The 16,918-nt window shown below is 58.9% G+C and carries 18 protein-coding genes and 1 pseudogene; 10 read left to right on the top strand and 9 right to left on the bottom strand.

Annotation, left to right across the window (positions count from 1 at the left end; translation table 11 throughout):
* Positions 1 to 187 precede the first annotated feature (187 nt).
* From LPU83_RS66690 to LPU83_RS66670, 5 genes are all read left to right on the top strand, one after another.
* A complete protein-coding gene (locus LPU83_RS66690) occupies positions 188 to 832 on the top strand; it encodes a MarC family protein (RefSeq protein WP_024315554.1) in 645 nt (214 codons plus the stop codon).
* Positions 833 to 936: 104 nt separating this feature from the next.
* Entirely contained in the window at positions 937 to 2,055 is a 1,119-nt protein-coding gene (locus LPU83_RS66685) for an HlyD family secretion protein (RefSeq protein ID WP_024315555.1), read from the top strand.
* A complete protein-coding gene (locus LPU83_RS66680; protein ID WP_082321330.1) occupies positions 2,048 to 3,106 on the top strand; it encodes a DUF2955 domain-containing protein in 1,059 nt (352 codons plus the stop codon). The genes LPU83_RS66685 and LPU83_RS66680 overlap by 8 nt, the downstream gene beginning before the upstream one ends.
* A 325-nt stretch (positions 3,107 to 3,431) precedes the next feature.
* Positions 3,432 to 4,313 carry a tyrosine-type recombinase/integrase gene (locus LPU83_RS66675; RefSeq protein ID WP_015241729.1) on the top strand — a complete coding sequence of 294 codons (882 nt, stop codon included), beginning with the start codon at positions 3,432 to 3,434 and terminating at the stop codon, positions 4,311 to 4,313.
* Positions 4,314 to 4,320: 7 nt separating this feature from the next.
* Entirely contained in the window at positions 4,321 to 5,517 is a 1,197-nt protein-coding gene (locus LPU83_RS66670; RefSeq protein ID WP_040680916.1) for an IS91 family transposase, read from the top strand.
* Between the two features lie 450 nt (positions 5,518 to 5,967).
* Here the strand turns inward: LPU83_RS66670 and LPU83_RS66665 are convergent.
* From LPU83_RS66665 to LPU83_RS66655, 3 genes and pseudogenes are all read right to left on the bottom strand, one after another.
* Positions 5,968 to 6,459 (bottom strand): annotated as a pseudogene (locus tag LPU83_RS66665) (SDR family NAD(P)-dependent oxidoreductase); the annotation flags it as partial.
* Positions 6,460 to 6,979: 520 nt separating this feature from the next.
* Complete coding sequence (gene htpG / locus LPU83_RS66660) at positions 6,980 to 8,797, bottom strand: molecular chaperone HtpG (RefSeq protein WP_374046230.1); 1,818 nt, start codon at positions 8,795 to 8,797, stop codon at positions 6,980 to 6,982.
* 778 nt (positions 8,798 to 9,575) lie between these two features.
* Complete coding sequence (locus LPU83_RS66655) at positions 9,576 to 9,923, bottom strand: hypothetical protein (RefSeq protein WP_024319128.1); 348 nt, start codon at positions 9,921 to 9,923, stop codon at positions 9,576 to 9,578.
* 163 nt (positions 9,924 to 10,086) lie between these two features.
* Here LPU83_RS66655 and LPU83_RS74810 point away from each other — a divergent pair, with 163 nt between their 5' ends.
* Positions 10,087 to 10,341, top strand: a complete 255-nt coding sequence (locus tag LPU83_RS74810) for a CrpP-related protein (RefSeq protein ID WP_231052134.1) — start codon at positions 10,087 to 10,089, stop codon at positions 10,339 to 10,341.
* Here LPU83_RS74810 and LPU83_RS66645 read toward each other — a convergent pair.
* Positions 10,331 to 10,507 carry a hypothetical protein gene (locus LPU83_RS66645; protein WP_157997393.1) on the bottom strand — a complete coding sequence of 59 codons (177 nt, stop codon included), beginning with the start codon at positions 10,505 to 10,507 and terminating at the stop codon, positions 10,331 to 10,333. The genes LPU83_RS74810 and LPU83_RS66645 overlap by 11 nt on opposite strands.
* Before the next feature lie 1,263 nt (positions 10,508 to 11,770).
* On the opposite strand from LPU83_RS66645, the gene LPU83_RS66640 reads away from it, so the two are divergent.
* Genes LPU83_RS66640 through LPU83_RS66630 form a run of 4 tightly spaced genes read left to right on the top strand, consistent with a single transcriptional unit; the run spans position 11,771 to position 12,854 of the window.
* Entirely contained in the window at positions 11,771 to 12,133 is a 363-nt protein-coding gene (locus LPU83_RS66640; protein WP_231052133.1) for a hypothetical protein, read from the top strand.
* A complete protein-coding gene (locus tag LPU83_RS66635; RefSeq protein ID WP_197901963.1) occupies positions 12,123 to 12,344 on the top strand; it encodes a hypothetical protein in 222 nt (73 codons plus the stop codon). The genes LPU83_RS66640 and LPU83_RS66635 overlap by 11 nt, the downstream gene beginning before the upstream one ends.
* On the top strand, positions 12,328 to 12,645 hold the full coding sequence (locus tag LPU83_RS72875; RefSeq protein ID WP_040680914.1) for a hypothetical protein: 318 nt from the start codon (positions 12,328 to 12,330) through the stop codon (positions 12,643 to 12,645). The genes LPU83_RS66635 and LPU83_RS72875 overlap by 17 nt, the downstream gene beginning before the upstream one ends.
* A complete protein-coding gene (locus LPU83_RS66630; RefSeq protein WP_040680913.1) occupies positions 12,642 to 12,854 on the top strand; it encodes a hypothetical protein in 213 nt (70 codons plus the stop codon). Before LPU83_RS72875 ends, LPU83_RS66630 begins: the two co-directional genes overlap by 4 nt.
* 305 nt (positions 12,855 to 13,159) lie before the next feature.
* Here the strand turns inward: LPU83_RS66630 and LPU83_RS66625 are convergent.
* The 5 genes from LPU83_RS66625 to LPU83_RS66605 all read right to left on the bottom strand — a co-directional run bounded on the left by LPU83_RS66625 (position 13,160) and on the right by LPU83_RS66605 (position 16,903).
* A protein-coding gene (locus LPU83_RS66625) for an IS630 family transposase (protein ID WP_112334090.1) occupies positions 13,160 to 14,220 on the bottom strand; the annotation gives its coding sequence in 2 pieces (ribosomal slippage) (positions 13,160 to 13,728 and positions 13,728 to 14,220; 1,062 coding nt in all).
* 27 nt (positions 14,221 to 14,247) lie between these two features.
* Positions 14,248 to 14,577, bottom strand: coding sequence for a hypothetical protein (locus LPU83_RS66620; RefSeq protein WP_040680912.1), 330 nt, complete (start codon positions 14,575 to 14,577; stop codon positions 14,248 to 14,250).
* Complete coding sequence (locus LPU83_RS66615; RefSeq protein ID WP_040680909.1) at positions 14,561 to 15,133, bottom strand: hypothetical protein; 573 nt, start codon at positions 15,131 to 15,133, stop codon at positions 14,561 to 14,563. The genes LPU83_RS66620 and LPU83_RS66615 overlap by 17 nt, the downstream gene beginning before the upstream one ends.
* 681 nt (positions 15,134 to 15,814) lie before the next feature.
* A complete protein-coding gene (locus tag LPU83_RS66610) occupies positions 15,815 to 16,198 on the bottom strand; it encodes a substrate-binding domain-containing protein (protein WP_024319206.1) in 384 nt (127 codons plus the stop codon).
* Between the two features lie 393 nt (positions 16,199 to 16,591).
* A complete protein-coding gene (locus tag LPU83_RS66605; protein WP_037071701.1) occupies positions 16,592 to 16,903 on the bottom strand; it encodes a cupin domain-containing protein in 312 nt (103 codons plus the stop codon).
* Positions 16,904 to 16,918 lie beyond the last annotated feature (15 nt).

Genomic DNA, 16,918 nt, shown 5'->3' with positions numbered 1-16,918 from the left:
GCTTCAGGCGCACGATCTGCTCAGCCGTCCACCCCCGAACGTCGGTCACTTCGACCCAGGCGTCGATGTACCGACTCCTGGTGCTTGACCGCAATGCACCGAACGGTAGAATTAGGGCGCGGTTATTTAGAAGGTGCGAAGTCGCATACATCTGCCTTCAAAGACATCAAAAGAAGGGAGCCGCTCAATGGATTTCTCGGTGATCGATGTCGACCTAGTGGTGACGCTGCTGCTGCTCTTGCTTATCGGCATGGGACCCAAAATCGCATTGGTGCCTTTTCTCGAGAAGACCAAGCACCTCGAACCAGCGATACAGCGGTCGGTCGGCCGGCGGACGGTGGTGACGGCGGTCGTCACGGCAATCGTCCTGTTCGCCACCGGCGCACTGCTCATGCGCCTCCTGCACATCACCGCCGGTACCGTTGCAGTGGCCGGTGCCATCATTCTAGCGATCTTGGCTATCGAAATGGTGGCCGCGCCTGGCAAAAAGGTCGAGGAGGATGCTGGCGTCCAAGCAGAGCCGAACCGGGTCGCAATCTACCCGCTCGCCGTTCCATATCTGCTGAATCCGGTTGGGATCACGATAATGATCGTTGCCTCCGGCGAGGTCGTCTCAATCGCCAGCGCCGGCCTCGTCCTCGGACTCATCCTGTTGGTCGGCGCGTTCGACTATCTGGTCTTTTCCAACATCGACAAGTTAGCGATGCGCCTGAACCCGGTCAGCCTGATTATATCTGAGGTCGTGTTCGGGATTCTGCTCACCGCAGTTGCTGTCGAGATGATGGTTTTCGGGCTCGGCTTACTTGGGATCATTGCGGCGGCCAAGCACTAGAGCGTGAGCCGCCGATGACCTTGGGATACGAAGCGGCGGAATGCAGGCGGAAGCGGATACTGGGGCGTCGGTGAAAACGCACGACGGTGCGAGGGGAGGATGACATGGCGGACGAGAAAAGGGTAGCGGAGTCCTCGACGCTTGCGCCACCGCCGGCGAAGGCTCTATCGCACAAAAATCCGGTTCGCCGCGTGACGCTGATCGTGATTGCGATCTGCGCCGCGCTCTTCGTTTACGGCATCGCCGCCAACCGCTACACCCCCTATACGGCCCAGGGACTGGTGGAGGCGTATCTGGTCAAGATCGCCCCTGAAGTTGGCGGCAGCGTGATCGATGTCGGCGTCGACACCGATCAGCGTGTGGAGGCAGGCACAGTCCTGTTTCGCATCGACCCCGACCCGTATGCGCTCGCCGTCCGTCGCGCCGAGGTGCAGCTCGAGGCCGTCGGGCAGTCGATCGGCGCGTCTACCGCGGCGGTGGCGTCAGCGGAGGCAAAGCTCGCCGAGGCCATCGCCAAGCGGGAGAATTCGCGCGAGCAGGCAGCGCGCACCCTCGAGTTGGTCAAGAAGGGAGTCTACCCTGAGGCGCGCCGGGCGCAGGCGCAGTCGATCCTGGATTCATCGGAAGCTGTCGTGGTCCAGGCCGAAGCCGAGATCGAGAAGGCCCGTCAAGCCCTTGGTCCCACAGGCGCATCCAATCCTCAAATTCGCGATGCCATGGCGGTTCTGGAACAAGCGAATCTCGATCTCCAACGCACCGCGATCCTGGCTCCTTCCGAGGGCGGTGTGACGAGTCTCTCGCTCGCGATCGGGCAGCTATTGGCGAAGGGGGAGACTGCGATGACCTACATCGACACAAGGGAGGTCTGGATCGAAGCGGCTTTCCCGGAAAACAGCCTGGAAAACATTGCCGTCGGCCAACCCGCCGACATTGTGCTCGACATCCTTCCGGGACGCGTGGTCACGGGACGCGTGGTAGCGCTGGGCTACGGGGTGGGCAACCGCAGCGTCGACCTGCGCACCGGCCTGCCTGCACCGCGGACACAGAGCGGCTGGGTTCGCCCGCCACAGTTGATGCCGGTGCGTATCAAGTTGGACCAGGACGTGCGGCCACTCCGTTTCGGCGCGCAGACCAACACGATGATCTACACAAGCGACAACGCCATCATGAACGCCATAGGCTACATCAGGATGCGGCTCGTCGCGCTGCTGACCTATGTCTAGTGAGGCCACAGCCGTGCGTCCTGGCGGACCCGATCGCGCTGCCGAACGCGCACGCCGCGCCGCCCTTCGCCTCGCCTTCGGGGTTGCAGCCTGTTTCGCGGTGGTCGAGGCGCTCGACTGGGACGTGACCTTCCTCGCCCCGCTCCTGGCCGCGAACATCCTCGTCAAGCTGGAACGCCCTCCGCCGAGCCTTGCACAGGGTCTCGCTTTCCTGGGCCTGATCGCCGTGTCGACAGGGATAGTGATGGTGCTCACGGCAGCCTTTATCGGCAGCCCGGTGGTGCTGATCCTCGCACTCGCGCTCATCATCTACCTCTCGTTCTATGCCCACCGGCGCGGCGCGCCGGAGTTGGTCACGCTGCTTCCCCAGATTTCGGCCGTCATGCTTCCCACCATCGCCATTCTGTCGCCCGCGGCAGCGGGATCGTTTGCCACCACGATAGTATTGGCCGGCATCGTGGCACTGATAACCGTATGGACAGCGCACACGATATTCCCCGCTCCTGCGGCCGCGGGGCCTGAAGCGTCGCCAGCCAACGACACGGCACGTGCGGCCGGGCCGACCACGGCTGCGCGCCACGCACTTTATGACACTCTCATCCTGCTCCCAGTTCTGAGCTGGTTCATTCTCGACGCCACGCAGGTCGCGATCGTCGTACTGATAGTCATCGTGACGCTGCTCCGGCAGCACGACCGAGGACAAGGGCAGCAGACTGCGCTCGGACTGATTCTCGGAAATCTTATCGGCGGGATAGCAGCCGCAGGATTTTACAATCTCATGCTCGTTGGCGGCTCGCTGCTGTTTTTTGTCATGGCGTGTTTTGCCGCAAGCCTCATTTTCGCTGGCCGGATCGTGGTGGCGGCCGAGCGCGCACCCATTTACGCCATAGCCTTCGCAACCTTCATCCTGCTCTTGGGGCTCGGTATGTCACCGCTGCCCGGCACCAGCGGCGAGGCCTTCTTCAGCCGCTTGCTCAACGTCCTTCTCGCCTCGGCTTACGCAATCGGTGGCCTGTCGCTCGTGGAGCGCTGGCGACGCCTGCCGTCCTGAGCGCTTACGCGTGAACAAGAGCTTGAGTAGCGGCTTTGGATTCCGAGACGGGACCTTCGGGACATCATCGACAAGGGTCCGGATGTGGCACGTTCCAACCGAACACACATCAAGGGACTATGCCGAGCTTGCAATCTGGACCTATCGGAAATCGCGGGCTTTGGGGAACTGGCTCGGCATAGTCTCGGGCTCGGGATAAATTCCAGTGGACTAACCCGCTCCGCTACGCCGGAGCGGCAAGGAGGTGACGTATTCAGTAGGAGCCCCAACTGCGCGAGGATGGGACGGCTGGTTGCAGCCCATCCATTGGACAGAGGAGCTCATCATGACCCCACTTCGCCAGCGCATGAGCGAGGACATGCAGGTGCGCAATTTTTCGCTCAATACCCAGCACTCGTATCTGCAGCAGGTATCGCTGTTTGCACGACACTTCGGCAAGTCGCCAGACTTGCTCGGCCGTGAGGACATCCGGACCTATCAGGTCTATCTGGCCAACGAGAAGAAGCTGGCGCCGGGCTCGATCCACATCGCCCTTTCGGCGCTGCGCTTTCTCTTCAATGTGACACTCGAAAGGGATTGGGTGCCGGAAGAGGTCCTCCCGCTTCCCAGGAAGCCACAGAAACTGCCAATCATCCTCAGCCCGGATGAAGTGCAGCAGTTTCTCGGCTGCGTGGCCGATCTCAAACACCACGCCATTCTGACGACGTGCTATGCCGCCGGTTTGCGCATCTCGGAAGCGGTGCACCTGAAGCCCACGGACATCGACAGCCAGAGAATGGTCGTCCGTGTCGAGCAGGGCAAAGGCCAGAAGGACCGCTATGTGATGCTATCGCCGAAGCTGCTCGAGATCCTGCGCGATTACTGGAAGATGCGGCGGCCAAAAGAGTGGCTCTTCCCCGGCGATCGCGCCGGCCATCCGATCACCAGGGATGCGGTCGGGCAAGCCTGCGCGAAAGCGCACGATCTCTCCCGCTTGTCCAAACCGGTGACGCCGCACAGTTTGCGGCACGCCTTCGCCGTCCATCTCCTCGAGGCCGGCGCCGACGTGCGCACCATTCAACTGCTGCTCGGTCACCGCAGTCTTGCAACCACCGCCCATTACCTGCGCATCGCCACCAACAAGGTCTGCGCCACGGCGAGCCCCTTCGAGCTTTTGCCACGTCCAGCGCCCACCCCGCCGCCGCCCGCCAAGCCTGAGTATTTCTGAGCTCCCGATGGTCCGTTCAGGGCCGGAAGTGGCGGATATATTCCGTCGCTACGGCGAGGCCTATCGTGCCCAGCACACATCGCTGTCGACCGCTCAGCGCCGCGTCATGACGGCGATCGAGTTGTGCCGGACCGCCGCGCTCGGTGGGCACGTCGAAGCGTGCGATCAATGCGGACACAGGCGCATCGCCTTCAACAGCTGCCGTGACAGGCATTGTCCCCGCTGCCAATCGCTGGCCCGCGCGCAATGGCTGGAGGATCGTCGCGCCGAGCTGCTCGACGCACAGTACTTCCACGTCGTCTTCACGCTGCCGGAGGCCATTGCCGCCATCGCCTATCATAACAAGGCGCTCGTCTACGGCCTGCTGTTCCGCGCCACCGCTGAGACGCTGCGCACCATCGCCGCCGACCCCCGGCATCTCGGCGCCGAGATCGGTTTCTTCGCCGTTCTTCACACCTGGGGGCAAAATTTGCTGCACCACCCCCATCTGCACTGCGTCGTCCCGGGTGGCGGGTTCTCGCCAGACGGCACGCGATGGATCGCCTGCAAGCCGGGCTTCTTCCTGCCGGTCCGCGTGCTCTCACGCCTGTTCCGCCGCTTGTTCCTGCAGCACCTTGAGAAAGCCTTCAACGCCGGCAAGTTGCAGTTCTTCTCCGACTTGCAGCGCCTCAACTGGCGCAGTGCCTTCCGGCGCTATCTGGCGCCCCTTCGAAAGACCGACTGGGTTGTCTACGCCAAGCCGCCCTTCGCGGGCCCCGAACAGGTCCTGGATTATGTCGGCCGCTACACGCACCGCGTCGCCATCTCCAACAACCGCCTCATCGACATAGAGGATGGCAAAGTCGCCTTTCGCTGGAAGGACTATCGGCACGGCGATCGGCAAAAGGTCATGACCGTCTCCGCCGACGAGTTCATCCGCCGCTTTCTGTTGCATGTCCTGCCCGAGGGCTTCCATCGGATCCGCTATTACGGTTTCCTGGGCAATCGGTATCGCGAACAAAAACTTGCCCATTGCCGCGACCTGCTCGGCATGCCGGTTCCCGAGCCGTCGGACAGCCGAGCTCCGAAGGAGTACCGCGACCGTTACGAGGAGCTCACCGGGCGGTCCCTCAGGCAATGCCCGGCCTGTCGTCAAGGGCAAATGATCACCATCGAAACCTTCGACGGCTTCACCGAACCACCGCCATACCGGGATACGTCATGAAGAAGCGCAGCACTTTCATCGTCGCCGCATCGCCCCGTTCGGCCGGCCAACCGGGCCGATCCCGCGAAAGTGTGCGTCGTCGCGCCCACCAGCGTCTTCCGGCAGGCTACAGCGTCAATCGTTACCTCTTTCGAACCCGAAATCTGCGCTGCTTTCGTCACCCGCGCTCCCGCCACCCCTGCATCCACGCCACTGTGCGATGCCCTTTCCTTGGACGGGCACCATTCAATACCCATAGAGCGCCACTCGCGCCCGCGGCTTAGCCCAACACGTTTTTAGCGCACCGTCGCCATCGGCCTCGGAGCGCTCGTCAACGTCGATACCCGCGACGACACGCTAAAAACGCTCTGCATTATGCCGAACTCGGCATAACAGGTCAAAGATGCCACGAGGCCTCGCCGCTCCCCCGGCCTCCGCTATACACCCACCAAATCGTAAGAACGGCGCTTGCGCTCCATTGTTAACCAAAATGTCGAGGCGCGAGAACTTCTTGGCGGTCTTCGCGACGGCGTCACGGCAGAACTTTGGATCCTTGACGTCGCCCTTGATCACGAGGCACTTGTGGCCTTCTCTTTCGACGGCCGCCTTGGTGTCCGCCGCATCCTTATCCTCGTCAAGGTGGACGATAGCGACGTCTGCCCCTTCGCGTGCGAACAGGATTGCCACCGACCGGCCGATACCAGAGTCGCCACCGGTGATGAGCGCGACCTTGTTCTTCAGCTTTTCGGAGCCCTTGTAGAACGGCGCGTCGTACATCGGTGCGAGTGGAAGATCCGCTTCTGAGCCGGGCTTAGCCTGATGGGCTTTCGGGAACGGCGGCGCTGGATAGTCTCGTGCACCGGCCTGCATCGCTCCTGATGGCTTCGACCTCTCCTTCTTGTCGGCCTTTTCGACCTGTTGCTGGATTTCGCGCTGCTTTGCGGCGGTAGCCTTTGATGACATCGTGCGCTCCTCTCGATTGTGAGAAGACAACGCCCAAGGGCCGAAAAAGTCACGCCGATTGGAGCCGAAAGCTTCGCAAGTTGAAACAGGATGGCATCATTGAGGGGTAAACCTAGAAACGCATCCTGCGGCAGTTTCCTCGCCTTGGTCAACACGACGTACCTCCCCTGCCCACCCAACTCCGCGATTTTGTCCCCCAGGTCGAGCGCTTTTCCGCGGAGATAACTCGGTAGGTCGCGCCGCTAGGCGGTTCCGCCAGATTGGTTGTCCAGACCGATGCCTGTTTGCTTCAACTTCGCCTTGAGCAGCTGGGATACCAGGGCCTTAGTCCGAAAGACTTGCAGCGACTGACTTGGGAAGCGCCGTATCCCATCCGCTGGGAAGCGGATGAAGTTGAACGATCCCTGCGAAAACGCTTTGCACCGATGGCTGCGAACTCCCAGTGACTATGCGCCGGTCTCACCCGCGCAGTTGCGACGGCACCCACGTCCCGGGAAGAGGCCCTGCTAAATTGTCCGCCTCAACGCACTGTCCTCGCGAAAACCCGGGCCAGACGCTCGGCGAACGCTCGGGGATCGGTAGGTTTGTCCCCATCGAGAATGCGGGCTTCATCGAGAAGCAGATATGTCGCGTCCTCACGGAACCCGTCGTCATCCTTCATTGACGTGATCGCGGCGACCGTCGGATGCGCGGGATTGATTTCGAGGATCGGCTTCGCCGCTGCGTCCAGGCGGCCGGCACTCTGGAGGATTTTCTCCATTTGGCGGTCGTAGCTGTTCTCGGGCGCGACAAGGCACACCGCACTCTCTGTCAATCGATCGGAGGCGCGAACATCTGCGACGTGATCGGCCAACGTCTTCTTCGCAAACTCTACAAACGCATCCGCCTCCGCAGATGCCTCAGGGCTAGCAAGAGACTGCCCATCAAGCTTGGGGGTTTGGGACAGGTCGGCAGCGCCCTGCGTTACCGACCTAAACGCCTTCCCTTCAAATTCGGGGGCGTTCATCGTCCAGAAGCTATCGATGGAATCCGTCAACAACAGGACTTCTATTCCTCGTGCACGGAAACCCTCCAACTGCGGCGATGCCTTCAACTGTTCGAGGTTGCCGCCCGCCAGGTAATAGATGACGCTTTGCTCGCTCTTCATGTCCTTCACGTACTCGCCAAGCGACCTGAAGCCTTCGCCTGACGTTGTCGTCCGGAACCTCGAAAGCGCAAGCAACTGGGAGCGGCGTTCGAAATCCTCGTAGATGCCCTCCTTGATAACCGCACCGAAGTTGTCCCAAAGGGTACGGAAGGTTTCAGGCTCACTCTCCGCCAGCTTTTCGATCGCTGTCACAATGCGGTTCGCTACACCCTTGCGGATAGCCGACAAGATCGGGCTTTCCTGGATCATCTCGCGCGAGACATTCAGAGGCAGATCAGAGGTGTCGACGAGACCACGGACAAACCGAAGGTAGCGCGGCATAAGCTCGGCATCGTCGGTGATAAACACCCGCTTCACGTACAACTTCATCCGCCCCTTGCGATCGGGGTCGAACATGTCGAACGGCTGGGAACCGGGGACGAAGGCCAGTGCGGTATATTCGTGCCTTCCTTCGGCCCGGAAATGAACAGTCAGCGCCGGATCATCGTACTGACCTGACACTCCGCGGTAGAAGTCGGTGTACTCGTCCTTTGAGACGTCATTTTTGGCCTTGGTCCAGAGTGCGGAGCCATCCGTGATCCGCTCGGGCTCGCCGCCGGGCTTTACGATAATGGTGATTGCCACGGGCACGTGGCCCGATTGTTCCTTGACGATACGTTCAATCGTCCATCGGGATGTGTAGTTCTTGGCATCCGCCATTAAATGGAGAGTGATGCGTGTCCCACGAGCTGGCGCGTCAACAGGGTCGATCGGCGTGACCTCATAGCTGCCCTTGCCATCCGACGACCACCGCCACGCATTGTCCGATCCGGCACGGCGAGAGGCGACGTCGACGCGCTCGGCGACCATGAAGCATGAGTAGAAGCCGACGCCGAACTGCCCGATAAGCTGCGACCCCTCGCCGCCGGGCTTGTTGGCTCCGATCCGTTCCATGAAGGCCCGTGTGCCAGACCGAGCGATCGTACCGAGAGCCTCGATCAACTCGTCGTGGTTCATGCCAATCCCGTTGTCTTCAAGGATGAGACGATTGGCTTCCTCATCAAGGGTAAGTGTGATCCGTGCTTCCCCATCACCTCCGAGCAGCGACGGTGTTTCGATCGCCTCATAACGCAGCTTCTCGCAGGCATCAGCAGCGTTTGAAATCAGCTCGCGGAGGAAGACGTCCTTATCAGAGTAGACCGAGTGCACCATCAGGTGGAGAAGGCGAGCAACATCGGCTTCGAAGACGTGGCTTTCGACTGGCTTTTCTTGATTTTGGGACACCCAGAGACCTCACCGAGATGAATGAAAAAATGCGCAGATGAGGTGGCAAGCGGCTTACAAAAAATCAAGGAGCTTGAACGATTTTTGCGTCCCCGACCTCGGACTGGCGGCCTGAAGGAAACGGCCGACACTCAGAGAGGGAACCCGTGATGGGTTGACTGCGGTTTCCCATGCAATGCACATTCTGCTTCCATCGCCGCGGAACTGCAGTTGCAGCACATCTAATGTGCGGCCGCACACCTAGCTATAGGTCATCCAAGTCGCCGACCAAGCGACCTATGCATAAATTCCTCTGCGAGCTTCCTACGATCGCGGGCTGCCATAAGGGCATCGAGATCGATTGACGACGGCCCGAACTTTGTGAAAAGCCTATATGCCTCGGTGTCATCGAGCGCATACTTCTCCTTGAACTGCGCGAGGCTATATGGAGCCCCGCGAACAAGCTTGCGTCCATTGTGAACGTCGGGTCGGCTGATAGAAACCATCGCATCCTCCAGGTGATGATCGTTATAACAGCAATTTGCGGCCGCCGGGCTGGCAACTGAAGAGTCGTCTTCGGAAGGACCAGGCGACCACCCGGCTAATGAATCAACTAATAGATTTGTTCCATCGCAATCGGTGGCCAAATAGAACCTTGGCTACTACCACCCTGCCAAACGGCTTCGGTGCCCGCTACGACGCTCTATCGGGACTGTTGCAGACTGCCTCAGAAGGGGACTTTGGACGATTGGGTTGGCGGTGTTGCTGATGTCTCGAGATCGCTCGGAGTATCGTCCATGCCCGCATCGAGACTCGTCGCTTGAGTTGGACCTCCGACGCTTTCTTCCAAGTTGCCGTTGCTCAGAGCATCATACCGATTGATTGGTGCCTCCACCTCATTGCCGAAGTTCGAGACTTGGGCCAGAAGCGCCTGCGCATGCTGCAAGGCATTTTCTGTGTCGATGCTGTTGTCGGCATTGCTCATGACGACTGAGATATACTCGCCACCCTCCCCCAAAAACTCGACGGCAATCATCTGACCTTCTGGTGCTATACGTGTCCCTGTGATCTGCATGACATCCTCCGCGTTTTACAAAAAACTTCATTGAGGACGGTTGGTTCCGGCCCCATGTACGATCTTGCCCTGTGAGATTTTGAACCGGCGATTTCGCGCGAAGCCCGGATACTTCCAATCGCCATGTTGGCGATGCTGCAAGTCGCAGTCCTTTAGCGGAGCAATGATATGGCGTAGGGCACGCATTCTTGGCCTCAAGGTCCACGAAAACCCCTATCTCAAGCCGGAACGCCTACCCAAGGAAGACGAAGTCGCACTCGGTGACTGGGTGGCGCGCCATGATGCTTGGAAATTCGGTTGGGAAGCGGAAAACGCCAGTCGAGAGGGCAGCATCTCGAAGTACTTTCCGTCTAAATTCAACCGCCCACTAGGTCGCTTGGTGCCTAAGTCTTACCTTCGAAGATTTCTCAGTGAATGACGGTCGCGACCTGTTCGTCCGCAGGGATCGGCGCTTTATGCGTTTCCGTCACCGACCAGGCCGTGACGGCAACAGCAACAGCCATGTACATGAAAGCTCCCTTGAACGGACGGGCCGTCAAGACGCAGTCCCTTGTCGCTTCCAACGAGTTCAGCTTCTTTGTCATGTTGTTCCTTCGTGTCTGAAGGGGGTGATATAGGCGATTAGCGTCCGCTAAAGAACGACGGGAATCGAGTACCTGCTCTGCGGCACACGAATACCCGCCGATCATCACTCTAGCGCTCCGGACTTGGAACCCAACCTCGTGTCAGGCCTTTGCTCATGCATTTCTGTGCGGTGTCGAGCTGATCTCTAAGGTGCTTGCAGTCGTCGATCAGCGTGACAATGGCTGCCCTCATGTTACCCGAGTGCCAAGCAATCGCTTGTTCAACGGCATCGTACTGAAGGTCTAGCCTTTTCTCGGCGGCTGTCATCGCGTTTTCCCTCGCGGTTTCTGGCTTAGACAGGATCATTCGCAGACGTCATGGTTCACGCCCAACATTGACGACTCGTTCCGGAATCAAGGGAACCGGCGAATGGTGGCAGAGCCCAGTGATTCCTTCAACCCGAACACTTGGGACTCTGGTTGGGAGTCGAAATCGTCCGATGACCGGTCTGTCGATAGGTGCGCGCAGAAGTTGTACGACTGCAGCTTGGCTCTGAAAAGCCAACGACTACCGTTGAATGGACTCCTTTTCTCAGGATCGCACTCCAGATCATCGGCGGATGCGGACGGGCCGCATCCTATAGGAATAAGGCACATGCGCGCTTGACGTGCCGCCTTTGCAATAGCTGTTAAGTACGTAATGCGTCTGCCAAGAACCGTTTGCCGGGTTTCTTTTGTGCGGCTCACTATCGGGGCCTAACGCGGTCGGACGCAGGCTCAGGAATGGTCGAAATTTACTCCCAGTACATCCACGATGACGGTCTTCGCTACGTCGTGTTACCGAAGGGAGACGAAGTCGAAGGCTGGGGGATGCCGGCGCGGAAAAAATCCCCAAGACGTTGGATCACGCCGAGGTCATGGAAGCAGGCCACGGCGAGGCGATAGACATATATAGATCCGTCGCCCGGCGACTAACTGACTACCGGATGTGCTCCGTGTGCGGCCCGAGGGGATTTCGAATATCAAGATCGAAACAAGCGACGGCACAATCGAGCATAAGAACATTTTCACGGTCTATGAGTCTGGTGATCTAGTGTCGCTGGCACATGCTCAAGAGTAATCACCAGGAGCCAGGACAAATCGCCTCCGGAGGAACTCCGAGCGATCGTCCTCGTTGAGCTGGCCCTCGAATGAGTTTTCCTTGTCTCGTCATATCCGAATGTTGACTGGGCCACAAAAGAGAACATAATAGGAACATCCGATCCATTGAAGAGGACGACGGCCATGCCACACATGCCGATCGCAAAGCTGCGCGCTCAAGACATCACAGGTACTTACTGGACGCCGCCAACGGAAGCGACAATGGCCGAAATCCATCCGCTTCTAATGGCAATCATGATAATGATGCCCAACTACCAGGGCTGGAGCCTCTATTCTGCCAACGCCTACGACATGGCTTCCGGAGGCCCGCTCGGCTATTTCGACATTGCGGTCGACCCCGCCACAAAGAGAGCCTGTGGCTACTTCAATGCCGTCGGTTCCAGCATCGTGATGCGCAAACCGGTCTGGTTCCAATGCGCCGGAGATGCGAGCGACGTCGTGCAGGCCTTCTATGACGTCGTTCGAGAAGCGGGCCATGTCGATTAAGCCCGCAAAGCAAATGGACGTCGCCTTTGAGGTTGAAGCCGCCCTCGCCTTCCACGACGAAGATGCCAAGGCGACCATCGCGACACTGCTCGGTGACATCAAGCATTTGCGCATGCAACTGGCATTGGCCGAGGCAGCAATGAGCCGCGGAATGACGCGGGGATGGACGCCCACGTTTGATCGGGAGGTTGAACGTGCTGGACAGGACTAGCCGGACAGCAAAGCCGAATTTCGAGACCGCCTTTCGTAAATGGTGGCAGGCTCAGGGACCGAACTTCGAGAACAGGGTCAACATCAGCCTCGCAAAGAAGCTCTTCCGAGCGGGCTATGCTTCGGGGCGCAGAGCGGACACCGACCGATACATCTTCGCCGTCGGTCGTTTCCGCATAACGGTTTGGGCAGATGGTCTGCTGGACGCGAAACGGAAAGCGACAGCCGAGGCTGATCTTAGAGCCGCCAAACGCGGGTGGAAAAGAACCAAGACGGGTTGGGTCCTCAAGGAGGGATTATGAACGACATCGATCGGCCGACACTGCAGCGTGCTCCCACACTCGTCGGCCGGAAATGCCATTGCGGGGACTGGGCTGGCTTCAGTTTTGTCAAGGGAGAACGCGACGACTGGTGGTGTTGGAAGCACTATCCATACAAGACCTCGGCTCGCTTGGAGGCTGCCCTGGAAGCCGCCGAGGTCGCACGGTCCTTCGCTGCAAAAGTCGCATAACCGCTAAGAATACGAAACGTCTCCCACGCCCACAGCGCGCAAGCGTCCGTAAACAGTTTCGCGTTTTCGCCAGGAGCAGCTTCGACTTCGAAACCGCCATCCCACGTCATTCCCGCGCGTGCGAGAACCCCTTGAATATCCAGGTCAGGCGCTGGCGGTTCGTCCTCCGGCAGAAGAAATCGCTGGACACGAAGTCCATCGATATAGGCTTCGTGGCAATAACGGCCGAGTTCCTCTCGCGCCTCCAGAAGCCGAAGCATCGCCTTAGGGCTGCCTTGGACTTCGCTAATACCAACATGCATTGATCAAAACCGATGCGCCCACTCGCGCAGTCCAATGGACATTATCTTCCAGGGTTGCGCGACGAGTTTGTTCCAGGCGGCACAGCAGTGAGCGACGATGTCCTCGTAGTCTGTGAAGATGCGGTTCGACAGCCAGTTGTCCCTCATAAACTGCCAGACGTTTTCGACAGGGTTCAATTCAGGCGAACGCGGCGGCAAGAACAGCAATGTGATGTTGTCAGGGACGCTGAGCTTCGGCGTGACGTGCCATCCGGCTTGATCGAGGATGAGGACCGCGTGAGCGCCGTCATCGACTGCCTGGCTGATTTCCAGCAGATGTTGATTCATGGCGTCGGTATCGCAATAGGGCAATACGAGGCCCGCGCCCTTACCTTTCTTGGGGCAGATGGCACCGAAGATGTACGCCCACATCGTCCGTTGATCCAGCGGCGCTGAAGGTCGGGTGCCACGGCGAGCCCATCGGCGGGTGATCTTGTTTTTCTGACCTATGCGCGCCTCGTCGGCCCACCAGAGTTCGATCTCGGTATTCTTCGGGAGGCTGCTTCTGATGGCTGCCAATGCGGCAGGGAACTCTTTTTAAAAGCGTCCACTTCGGGTTCATTCTGGGCGTAGTGGCGCGGCCGGGCAGACAGCTTGGCAAAGCCGAGAGCCTTCAATTCGCGACCAACCGTGGTCTCGTCCATCGAGATCCGGAATTCCTGGAAGATCCATTGGACCAGATCCTTGCGCCGCCACCGAACGACACCGTGGATAGCCGGGATCGGACCACGCTCTACAATCTTGGCCAAGGCCTGGCGCTGATCATCATTCAGCTTGGGCCGATTGCCGGGAGCCTTGCCGTTGAGGAGCCCGGCCGACCCGTGCTCATTGAAACGAACGACCCAGTCGCGAACAATCTGCAAGGTCACGCCCCCGATCCGGGCCGCATCTGTACGCGAGCCGCCGTCATAAATTTCCGCCAACGCCAGAAGCCGCCGCGCTTGAGCGGCATCCTTGGTCCCTTTCGCGAACTGCCGCAGAGCAGGACCATCAAAATCATCGCGCAATGCAATCGCCGAACCCATTGCAAACCTCCCGTTTGCCCCATGGATTCAGATTTTCACCGATTCGGGAATCCCAAGTGAGTCGCACTCTGCGCTCGCTGGTATAACCTGGAGGATACCCTCAAGGTTCTCTTCGATCTGGTCGACCAATTGGAAGTACCAGGCCTTGAGATCGGATAGGCGCGAAAGCTCGATTTGGTCACCGCAGTTCTCGAGCACGTATCTCCAGTCCGTGCACTCGATGGCCTGTTGGATCTCCGCTACTGGCAAGCCTTCACTGAGATGGCGATTTGCGGCTTCCGCAAAAGCTTCGTCGTCATCACGACGCGCTTGAACGCGGAAAGCGGCGACCCGGGAGAGATCAAAGGACTGATGCATCGATGCCTGCCTTGGACGTTTGAGCCAGTTGTCTTCTTGCCGCGTGTTCCGCTTTTGCGGCTTGAAGACGAGCTTCATGCTCCTCGGACCAGATTTCATGGACAGTATCACCACCGTTCCATTGGAAACCCCGCTCCCTGAGGCAGTCGTCGATAGCTGTTTCGGGTGGCGGGGACAGTTCGCCAGCGCGCAAATGGCGATTGATCCTAATGCCGGCCAACTGGGTATTTTCCGCGATGCGGGCGACGGCAGTGCGCACCCTTACCTGCTCAAACTCCGCAGCGCGGCTAGGATCGTCCATGTCCTGCACACGTAGGCGTGCGGCTGCAGTTTTGAGGCCGCTGAGCGCCTGCGTCCACTCCGTCAAAAGGTCGTCCAGTTTTGCGATCGAGACGCCGCGTCCGGAATTGGTCAACACAAACCTCCACGAGGTGTCGGCAGTTGCCGCCTTCAGCTCGACCACTGGGCATCCGTCCGCTATAAGGGACTGAAGTTCCTTGATGTTCTGTCGCTCCAGCAGCTCTTTCAGCAGCTTGACCCGATCTTCGTTTGCCATTTCATCTCCACTTCTGACTAAAAGTGTTCCGGCAATCCGAGAAACCGTCAATACGAAAAACGGCGACAAGTTCTTCCTTGATCAGTGCGTGTGTTGATTATGGGATGGCCGCCCTTCCGAGGACATCGAGTATGATGGTCCGTCATTTAAGGAGAAGCCATCTCACAACAACCGACCTATGATCAGCAGCAGGGGCTCCCTGCCTGCGGCCTAACGAGAACTGTGCCCGACGGATGCAAACTACTAGATTGCCAGGTCCCGGTTAAGAAAAAGCCCCAGGCTAGAACTAATCGTTTGCCGCTGGTCCGTGATATGTTCAAGACTGCGCCCATCTGGAGGCTGGCGAAATTGCGGAAGCCATCGCGGCAAGAATAGCCTGGCCTCGAAGCTAGGTGACACGCAGTAGTTGTTGACGACATGCTATGTCGTGGCAACGAAAATTCGGTCGTTTAGTCCTATCAATTCGACTTGCCATTTGCGAAGTTATCTACCCACTACCCCTCCATGGGGCCGGCGAAAAGACGTGGGTCTTATCAGATTTGTCACCCTTGGGCACCAACCGCTTTTCCGTCCGAAGAGCGGGCGTCGGTCGCTCGATGCATTCGCAATGCATCCTGAGACCGACGCCATGGTTTTTACCGAGTTCAATAGTTTCACCATTCGATGAGCAAAATCCAATGGTTAGCTGAGTTCATATTTTTGGGCTACCCGGTGCAACCCAGTTAGCACCTTCACGGGCACGCCCGCGTCGATCGACGCGATCTGATTCGGCGGAAAGTTCACAGAGAAATCGGTCTCACCCCGTGCGATCCACTCCGATTGGTCGACGCTCCTGTCGCCCTCGACGTAGCGGACGTCGGTGAAGCCCTCTTCGCGCATCAGTTCTCCGGCGATGTACGCGCCTGCCCAGCAGTAGGAACCACCAACCCACCGCGGCAAGCGGACAGACGTCGTTTCCGGTGCCGGTTCCGCAGCAGCGTTGGTTGGCCGAACCTTAAACGGCCATGCGCTCCCGGCCGCCGTGGGACTGGTCAGGAAGGTGCGCCGATTTTGAATGATCTGCATCGAAACGCTCCTTTCATGAATTTGCGGTTTGCAGCCGGAATCGAGGAAAGAGATTCCGACTGAAGCGGACTCTCGTGAGCGCGCTAATAATTGCGAGTTCGGAGCGCGCCCTATTTTGCGGCGGGAGTCTTACGCTCTCAGTCGCTGGCGCATGAGCGGTCCCGGCCAGCGATCCTAATTACAGGCCTGATCTGGTCCGGTAGCGAGCATTCTCACCCAGCTAAACAACTAGCCGGCTGCCGCCGTTCTCGAATGCTATTTGACGGCAATGGAGTTGGGTTTGCCTTCCTCTCCAATCATCACGACCAGGAGTTTCGTGGGGACGCCGCCAGGATTGAAGGCTTGCATGGGGGTACTACAGCCTCCCCAGCCTTATAGGTTCTTGAGACCCCCTCAACCCGAGTTTCCAGCGTTCCTTCCAACATGAGCGATGATTGGAACCGGATGTCGATGAAGATTGCTGTGACCGTTCGGTTGGATTGTAATGACCATCGACGTTACTTCCGGCTTATCAGTCTGCGGCAGAGTCAATGGTTGGTCGGTAGCTGTTGTCGTCGTCTTCAGTATAACTTTCCCTTCGAAGCCTACGGCGTCGTGCGAGTGATCCTGGGCAAGTACGGTTGTGGGGAACGGCGTTAAACCAGCGCTCCCCGCCGCAACAGCAACGCCCAATGTGAGGGATAACGTGTGCGTAATCGTGTTCATCGCTTCCTCCGTCTA

It is taken from the genome of Rhizobium favelukesii (genome assembly GCF_000577275.2).
Taxonomy (GTDB): domain Bacteria; phylum Pseudomonadota; class Alphaproteobacteria; order Rhizobiales; family Rhizobiaceae; genus Rhizobium; species Rhizobium favelukesii.
This window is presented reverse-complemented; position numbering and strand designations above follow the sequence as displayed.